The organism is Actinoplanes sp. DH11 (genome assembly GCF_020873875.1).
Classification (GTDB): Bacteria; Actinomycetota; Actinomycetes; order Mycobacteriales; family Micromonosporaceae; genus Actinoplanes.
In genome coordinates this window covers 132,871-139,138 of the sequence record NZ_JAHWGU010000025.1, presented here as the reverse complement: position 1 = coordinate 139,138, position 6,268 = coordinate 132,871, and the positions used below count along the sequence as shown (strand labels likewise).

Sequence of the window (6,268 nt, the reverse complement as noted above, 5' to 3'; positions counted from 1 at the left end):
CTCGGCCCGATGCAGCCGACGGATCTCAGCCCAGTCCTCCACCTTCAACACCCCTTCCAAGATCAAGGAGGAAGGGGGTCAACTTTCCCGGATCCCTACGGGGTCACTCTTCAGGAAGCGGCGACACGCGGTCAGCGCCAGCATCGGAGAGGGCCAGCCACCCCTTAACGGTAAGATCGACGTGCGACATGCCGGCATTATGCAGACAGGCAGCACCTCGGCACAGGGCCGCCCATATCGCGGCCATGAGCGCGCATTCGGTCGGTCGTGAGGATCGTTCGTGGGCCGATGGCCGCACGTCGGGCAGCGGTCAATCCGCGTGTCGTCGGACGACGAAGACGTCGGCTTCCGAAATCCGTCCGGCCAGGCGACCGGCCTCGTGAATCTCATCGTTCGTCATCATCGGGACGATCTGGTGTGCCTCATGGGTGCCGTCGCCGCCGACACTGAGCATGGCGAGGTACCAGCGCAGCGCCTGGACGAGGTCGACAGGACCACCGAAGCCGTCGCGGTACCAGCAGGCCGCGCCGAGGTTGTGGGCGCGCCGGCGAGCGCCTGGCGGGCAGTAGAGTGACTTCATCGCAGGGCAGGGAACACCATCCCGTCCTTCGACGGTGCGGTACCAGCTACTGACGCCGCGGATCCGGCTCATCGGCAGGGTAAAGAACCGGGTTAATATCGATCAGCATCTCCCGCAATTGGTCGACTCCGCACTGAAGAGCCATGCCATAGTCGCGAGTCAACGCCTTGCTGTTGCCGAGCGCGGTATCTCTCTCGCTGGCGAACACGCCGAACACGTCGCGGACCGCTGTGTGGATCCACGCCATCTGGTTGAAGTCGGCCTTGGTAAGTGCTGATGCCACTGCCACCAGGCCAGCGGTGTCCTGCCGCCGTAGCAACGCTTCAGCCGTCGCACGGGTGACAAAGGTGTCGTTGGGGTCGAGCAGCAGCCTCTGCAGGGGCTCGTGTGCAGCCGGAACGTCAGCGAAACTGGCAAGCGCGCGGCCCGCATCGGCCCTATCGCGGTAGTCCGTGCTTTGCGCCAGTCTTGTCAAGACGGCTACGACGTCACCTCTGGCCTCGTTGCTCATGGCACCCATCTTGCGCAATCGCACATCGCGCAGCGCAATCAGGCCAGCAGTGGCGAGTGCTCCATAACGCCCCGGTCACGATCATGAGATCGGCTGTGACAGGGCGCGGCTGAGCTGGTTGCGGCAGATCCGGGCGTTGCATGCTGTCGCTCATGATTGACGCCATCGGCGCCGGCGATCCGTACACGACCATCACCGAATCGACATTCGTGGCCCGGTTCCTTCTCGATCCCCATACGGACACCGTGGAGTCGACGGCCAACGTTGACGCGTTCGTCGATCTTTCCGATGGCGCCACGTGGGCGCTGACGATCTTCACCGTTGACGAGGTTGCGCGCCTGTTGGCGCGATGGAAGGAGACTGGCGAGGTAGCAAACGGCAGCTACTTCTGGGCTGCTGACCAGCTCATTGTTCCTGAACCGGGCCTTGCGGCGATGACCGCGGCGATCCGGGAACTGGTACGGAGCGGCGACATCACCACCGTCGGCATCAGATGTGACGACCCGGACTGAGACGCGGACTGCGGCAGATCAGTGTGCTCGTCACCGGTTCGCTGTCAGCTTGGAATGATGAGCGCATGCCAAGATCGCGGGCGACGGCCCTGCTTACCGCCGTAACAGCAACTGCCACTATTGCGGGATGCACGAACGGCCCGGCCCCGGGACCGAACCCGTCCGCGTCGCCCCACAGTGAGAAGCGACCGTCCCAGGTACTGTCGGCTGCTACCAGCACCACACCGCTGGTGCGCTCGGACCCGCCTCCCGCCGTCGGCGGTGAGCTGTCTCGAAGAGTGCTCACCCAGAAGGATGGTCACCCTGCCGGCGAGACCACCCTGCGCCGCAATGCACGTGCCGGACAGCAGTACGGGGTGCAGGCCGCCTGCACATCGGCGACCTCGGGTAAGACGCTGTCAGTCGAGGTACGCAGCGGCAGGCCCGGCGCTTCTGCTGATCCGATTGCCACCGCTGAGATCCCCTGCGACGGAACGATGACGGTGAACGGCTTGGGCACTCTGCCCGCCGAGCAGATCATTGTTTACCTGCAAGGGGACCAGTCCGACGTCACCTCGGCCTACGCCATCGTCGCGCCGACGTCATCATTGCCGGCTGGAAGGTAACCGCCCGCAGGGGTACAAGATGCCAGCCGAGCGCATCGAGGCGACACCTGACCTGCTGGAGCAGCTATGGCCCGAGGACGATGAGCCGGTCGCCGAGGCGAACCCGGACTTAAGTTCTCTCGATCGCGACCGCGACATCCCCTTCGAGAAGCTATGCCCGTGTGGCGGTTGTCCTGGCGGCCTCTATCGCCGACGTGTAGTCGGGGCCGGCCCCGATCTGGGCGAGCAGCACGTTCGCTGAGTTGTAGCAGTCGAACCTTTCGATTCTCCCGTCACGGAAAAACCAAAGATCTGCCGTCGGCACGTCGATTGAATTACCGGTCGGCGGGATTTCGCCGATCGGGGTCGGGAAGGCGCCGAGGTGCGTTCCCTGGATTCGGAGTTCGACGGCGACGACGTCACCGAGTGCGTGCACTTCGAGCAGTTCGCGGTGAACGTCGGGGAAGACGCTGGCGAGGCCCGACAACGCCTGAGGAATCTGGTCTCCGCGGAAAGTCAGCGAATTGGGCAGGTCGTTGAACGTTCCGTCTTCGGTGAACAGGGCGCGGAAGCCTTCACCGTCGAGGGTGTTTCCCTCCGCCAGCCGGTATGCCTCACGGACGATCTCTTCGTTGCTTTCCATTGCCATTCTCCTTGATGCGTGGAGTCGCTACGGGTAACAGGTTGCTGCCACTCGGCGGCAGTCGACTGGCGACGCCATCTCCGCGGCCGGCGACGCTCGCGATGCGATCTCGCCGTTGCGTGCTGCCACCAAGCTACCAAGTTTTTGACCGTATGGTCAATAACGTAAGCTTGCTCACGTGCCTCGTCCCCGCAAGTTCCGCGAGAGTGATGTCGTCAGCAGTGCCGGTGAGGTGTTCGCCGTGCACGGCCTTGCCGCCGCGACACTGGATGACCTGGTGCGGGCGACCGGTCTAGGGAAACAGAGCCTGTACAACGCGTTCGGCGGGAAGCGGGAATTGTTCTTGCGGGCACTTTCCGAGGATCGCGACGAGGCGACGCGCGCCGTCACGGAAGCGCTCGGCCACGATGACGCTTTGCCGCTGGAGCAAATCCGGGGCCACATGCTCCGAATGGCGATCGAGTTCAGTAGCACTGATCGACGGGTCTCACTCACCACACGTGCGCTGGTCGAGTCGACCGGCGCGGAGGATTCGCTTTCGACGGTCAGCAAGGCTGGCATCGAACAACTCGCGGGCGCCTATGCTCAATGCCTGGAACATGCGCGGGAGAACGGGGATCTCCCGGCGGACGCGAACGTGCAATCGCTGGCGGTCTACTTCGTCGCCGTCACCCGGGGGATGGAATTGCTTGGCCGCGCCGGTGTGGGCCGCGGCGTTCTCACCGCAGTCGCACTCGACGCGCTTCGGGTGCTCCACGGTCAGCGGATGGAGGCGGCAGATGACGCCCGTTGACGCGGGAATCGTCGCCGGGTCCGGGCACCGCCGTAGGCGATGCCGCCGCTGCGGTCACTGGGACGATGACACCGACGCCTGATTCCGGCTGGCCGACCGCGCGGCCCGGTGGCTCGTCAGCCGTCTCGCGGTCCGACGAGCTCTACGTCGGCTCGGAGGGGGAGGGCGGTCTGATCGCCAAGGATCTCCGGGACGCACTGGCCCTGATCGTCGGCGTGTCCAGCCTGCACGACGCCACCGCGGTCCCCGTCGACGAGGACGACGGCCGGGCCCTGCGTGCCTTCCTCGCCCGCGCCGACGACGAGATCCGCGAGGTCCGGCCGGAGCTCGACAACGACCGGGTTCGCCTGCGCGAGGTTCTCGGGCTGCCGCCGGCCGGCGACGCGCTCCTGCGGTCGTTGCAGGAGTCGGCCGCGGACATCACCTATCGGCCGATCAACGAGTGGGGTGACCGGTTGCGGCCGATGCTCGCCTGGCTGGAGGACGCCGAGGAAGCGGAGCGCCCGGCGGTCCAGGCGGCCCCACCTCTCCCGGTGATGGCGGCGGCACGCCCGGACGAGCCGCTGCCGGGGCAGCTCGACCTGTTCTGAACACTGTTCTCGGCGGATCCGAATATTGCCGTAGGCGGCCGAGGGTCGGCCATGGGAGCCGCAGAGCTCTACTGTGGTCACGGTGGCGGTGCGATGCCGCCGTCTTTCGACCATGAAGGCGGTGTGGGCGTGGGATCGCAGTCGGCGATGTCGGTGAGCTGGCGATGGTTGTGCCGGGTCGGTGTGCACACGGCAGTGCCGCCACTGGCGGACGTGAGCCCGTGCCGGCGGGAGGCCCGCTGTGGCAGATGCGACCGGCTGCTGGACGCGGCGGAGGCTCACGAGTGGGGCAAGGAGTCCAAGAAGGACGCCAAGTGCGTCAGCGTGGTCAACTGTCGCCGCTGCGCGAAGAGTGAGACCCGTGACCGGCACCGTCTTCGCGACGGGCGGGACGTTCGCCTGACTTCCCAGGGGCGCGCCTTGCCGCAGGATCAGGACCCGTGCCGCGTCTACCAGGTCTGCCTCGACTGCAAAGCCTACTTTCCCGGGGGCTACCAGCATGATAAGGAGGACGACCCGCCGTACCGGTGCCGTCGCTGCGGTCACTGGGATGACGACACCGACGCTTGATCCTGGCCGCCGTGCACGTATGACAGCGTGCTACGCCTACAACCACGTCGTCAGCGGCCCCTTGCCCGTCCGGTGGGCAAGGGGCCGTTCGACATCTCGAACTATCTGATCAGTACCTCGTGAGGTACGTGACGCCATCTCCGAAGAGTCGCAAGTCCATGTTGATGGGAAGAGTCTTGATGTGGCCGTACTTGAAGACCGACACGTCGATCTTTCCGCGCAGGACAATGCGGCGGGTCCAATGTCCGTTGTGCTGGGGGTCCTCCCAGCTCTCGACAATGGGATCCTTCTCCACGTTGACGTAGAAGCTTCCGAGGTTGGTGACGGTGTGGTAGACCTCCGGGGCGAAGGTCCCGGTCACGGTTCTCCCGTCCCAGCACCATTTGGCCTTGATGTGTACCCGGACCGCGCGGACCTTTCCGGCGAAGTCGTAGTCGATGTAGCGATCGGTCGTCCGGCAACTCGCCGCGGCCGCCCCGGTTGCGGGCGCCACAGCGAACGCCGAAAAACCGATCGACAGGAAAAGGGCGAGAAGTACGGGCCACCGTCGGCGAGCGTCGTCCCGCTCCGGCTTCGGGTTGTCAGCGAGGCGGATATGGGGCGTTGTCATGACGTCTGCCCTTCTGAGCGAGAATGCGCCGTGGCGGTTTGCCTGTCGGTCAGGATCGGGAAGTGCGGGCGGTCAAAGGCATGCGGAATGTAACCGCAATGCCGTGGCCACGCGCGGGATATCGCGGCGAACAGGCGGGCGTGAAAATGCGCTGTGGGTTGAGATGAGAAACGCCTGACAGAAGGATCAATCGGTCGGCTTGTTCACCGCTGCTTCAACTGCCAGTTAAAGGCTATGCGAATCATTCCGCTCGGGCCATCGTCCGTTGGTGTTTCCACTTGAGTGGACTCTTTCGTCTCGCCTGGGAGCGTCGAACTGTGTAGATAAGCTCGCGCTACATGCCGGCCGAGGGCGTCTCGGGCGTGGCCGGCGGAGCGCTGTGACCCGAACGTTGCTGGAAGATTTGGTGGTGAGTTCTTTCGCGTTCCGTCAGTCGTTCGTCGACGAAGTCCACGAAGCCGGCAGGCCACGTGTCGGACTGGTTGCGGAACGCGACCCGCCACACGTGCGAGGCCTTCGCCGTGCACAGCCAGTCGAAATGGACTGCCAGCAGGGCGTCCGCATCCTCGGCGTCGACCAGGTCGGACTGGCGGGCGACGTAGACCGAGGCGGTCACCTGCAGCAGGTTCTGGACCGTACGCCTGAGTTGTGGATCAATGTATTCGGGGTCGGGCCACGGGCCCAGGTCCCGCCAGATCGCGTCGTACTGGACGGCGTAATCCTGCTCGAAAGCGCGTAGCAGCTCGCGGTGATGGTGTGTTTCAGTTCGTCCCGGAACGCGCTCATCGAACGCCAGGCCGCCAGTGCGCTGATCGCGGAAAGCAGCGACGACGCGGCGGCCAGGCCGACAGTCATCGCGGTGATGGCGTTCATGC

Annotated in this window: 10 protein-coding genes; 4 read left to right on the top strand and 6 right to left on the bottom strand. The window is 65.1% G+C overall.

Translation table 11 applies throughout. The annotated features are described in order from the left end of the window. Positions 1-310: 310 nt before the first annotated feature. Both LPA41_RS30605 and LPA41_RS30600 read right to left on the bottom strand, forming a co-directional pair. Positions 311-652: a hypothetical protein gene (locus tag LPA41_RS30605; protein WP_229074502.1), complete on the bottom strand. Its 342-nt coding sequence runs from the start codon at positions 650-652 to the stop codon at positions 311-313. Further along, the gene (locus LPA41_RS30600; protein ID WP_229074501.1) at positions 627-1,091 is read right to left on the bottom strand and encodes a HEAT repeat domain-containing protein; all 465 of its coding nucleotides are present in this window, start codon (positions 1,089-1,091) and stop codon (positions 627-629) included. The genes LPA41_RS30605 and LPA41_RS30600 overlap by 26 nt, the downstream gene beginning before the upstream one ends. A gap of 152 nt (positions 1,092-1,243) precedes the next feature. On the opposite strand from LPA41_RS30600, the gene LPA41_RS30595 reads away from it, so the two are divergent. After that, positions 1,244-1,603 (top strand): hypothetical protein, encoded by a 360-nt coding sequence (locus tag LPA41_RS30595; protein ID WP_229074500.1) that lies wholly within the window; start codon positions 1,244-1,246, stop codon positions 1,601-1,603. Positions 1,604-1,881: 278 nt separating this feature from the next. Beyond that, complete coding sequence (locus tag LPA41_RS30590) at positions 1,882-2,208, top strand: hypothetical protein (RefSeq protein ID WP_229074499.1); 327 nt, start codon at positions 1,882-1,884, stop codon at positions 2,206-2,208. A gap of 151 nt (positions 2,209-2,359) precedes the next feature. Here the strand turns inward: LPA41_RS30590 and LPA41_RS30585 are convergent, their stop codons facing one another. Continuing rightward, on the bottom strand, positions 2,360-2,830 hold the full coding sequence (locus LPA41_RS30585) for an ester cyclase (protein ID WP_229074498.1): 471 nt from the start codon (positions 2,828-2,830) through the stop codon (positions 2,360-2,362). 178 nt (positions 2,831-3,008) lie between these two features. Here LPA41_RS30585 and LPA41_RS30580 point away from each other — a divergent pair, with 178 nt between their 5' ends. Together LPA41_RS30580 and LPA41_RS30575 are read left to right on the top strand one after the other, a co-directional pair. Then, positions 3,009-3,623, top strand: coding sequence for a TetR/AcrR family transcriptional regulator (locus LPA41_RS30580; RefSeq protein WP_229074497.1), 615 nt, complete (start codon positions 3,009-3,011; stop codon positions 3,621-3,623). A 65-nt stretch (positions 3,624-3,688) separates the two neighbouring features. Then, a complete protein-coding gene (locus LPA41_RS30575) occupies positions 3,689-4,213 on the top strand; it encodes a hypothetical protein (RefSeq protein ID WP_229074496.1) in 525 nt (174 codons plus the stop codon). Positions 4,214-4,892: 679 nt separating this feature from the next. On the opposite strand, the gene LPA41_RS30570 is transcribed toward LPA41_RS30575, so the two are convergent. The 3 genes from LPA41_RS30570 to LPA41_RS30560 all read right to left on the bottom strand — a co-directional run bounded on the left by LPA41_RS30570 (position 4,893) and on the right by LPA41_RS30560 (position 6,266). Beyond that, the gene (locus LPA41_RS30570; RefSeq protein ID WP_229074495.1) at positions 4,893-5,393 is read right to left on the bottom strand and encodes a hypothetical protein; all 501 of its coding nucleotides are present in this window, start codon (positions 5,391-5,393) and stop codon (positions 4,893-4,895) included. A 334-nt stretch (positions 5,394-5,727) separates the two neighbouring features. Next, positions 5,728-6,009, bottom strand: coding sequence for a hypothetical protein (locus LPA41_RS30565; RefSeq protein ID WP_229074494.1), 282 nt, complete (start codon positions 6,007-6,009; stop codon positions 5,728-5,730). Further along, the gene (locus LPA41_RS30560; RefSeq protein WP_229074493.1) at positions 6,006-6,266 is read right to left on the bottom strand and encodes a hypothetical protein; all 261 of its coding nucleotides are present in this window, start codon (positions 6,264-6,266) and stop codon (positions 6,006-6,008) included. The genes LPA41_RS30565 and LPA41_RS30560 overlap by 4 nt, the downstream gene beginning before the upstream one ends. Positions 6,267-6,268 lie beyond the last annotated feature (2 nt).

What these genes read in the sequence shown, in the direction of transcription:
- LPA41_RS30605 (WP_229074502.1), bottom strand. Translation starts at nt 652, where the DNA reads ATGAGCCGGATCCGCGGCGTCAGTAGCTGGTACCGCACCGTCGAAGGA.
- LPA41_RS30600 (WP_229074501.1), bottom strand. Translation starts at nt 1,091, where the DNA reads ATGAGCAACGAGGCCAGAGGTGACGTCGTAGCCGTCTTGACAAGACTG.
- LPA41_RS30595 (WP_229074500.1), top strand. Translation starts at nt 1,244, where the DNA reads ATGATTGACGCCATCGGCGCCGGCGATCCGTACACGACCATCACCGAA.
- LPA41_RS30585 (WP_229074498.1), bottom strand. Translation starts at nt 2,830, where the DNA reads ATGGAAAGCAACGAAGAGATCGTCCGTGAGGCATACCGGCTGGCGGAG.
- LPA41_RS30575 (WP_229074496.1), top strand. Translation starts at nt 3,689, where the DNA reads ATGACACCGACGCCTGATTCCGGCTGGCCGACCGCGCGGCCCGGTGGC.
- LPA41_RS30570 (WP_229074495.1), bottom strand. Translation starts at nt 5,393, where the DNA reads ATGACAACGCCCCATATCCGCCTCGCTGACAACCCGAAGCCGGAGCGG.
- LPA41_RS30560 (WP_229074493.1), bottom strand. Translation starts at nt 6,266, where the DNA reads ATGAACGCCATCACCGCGATGACTGTCGGCCTGGCCGCCGCGTCGTCG.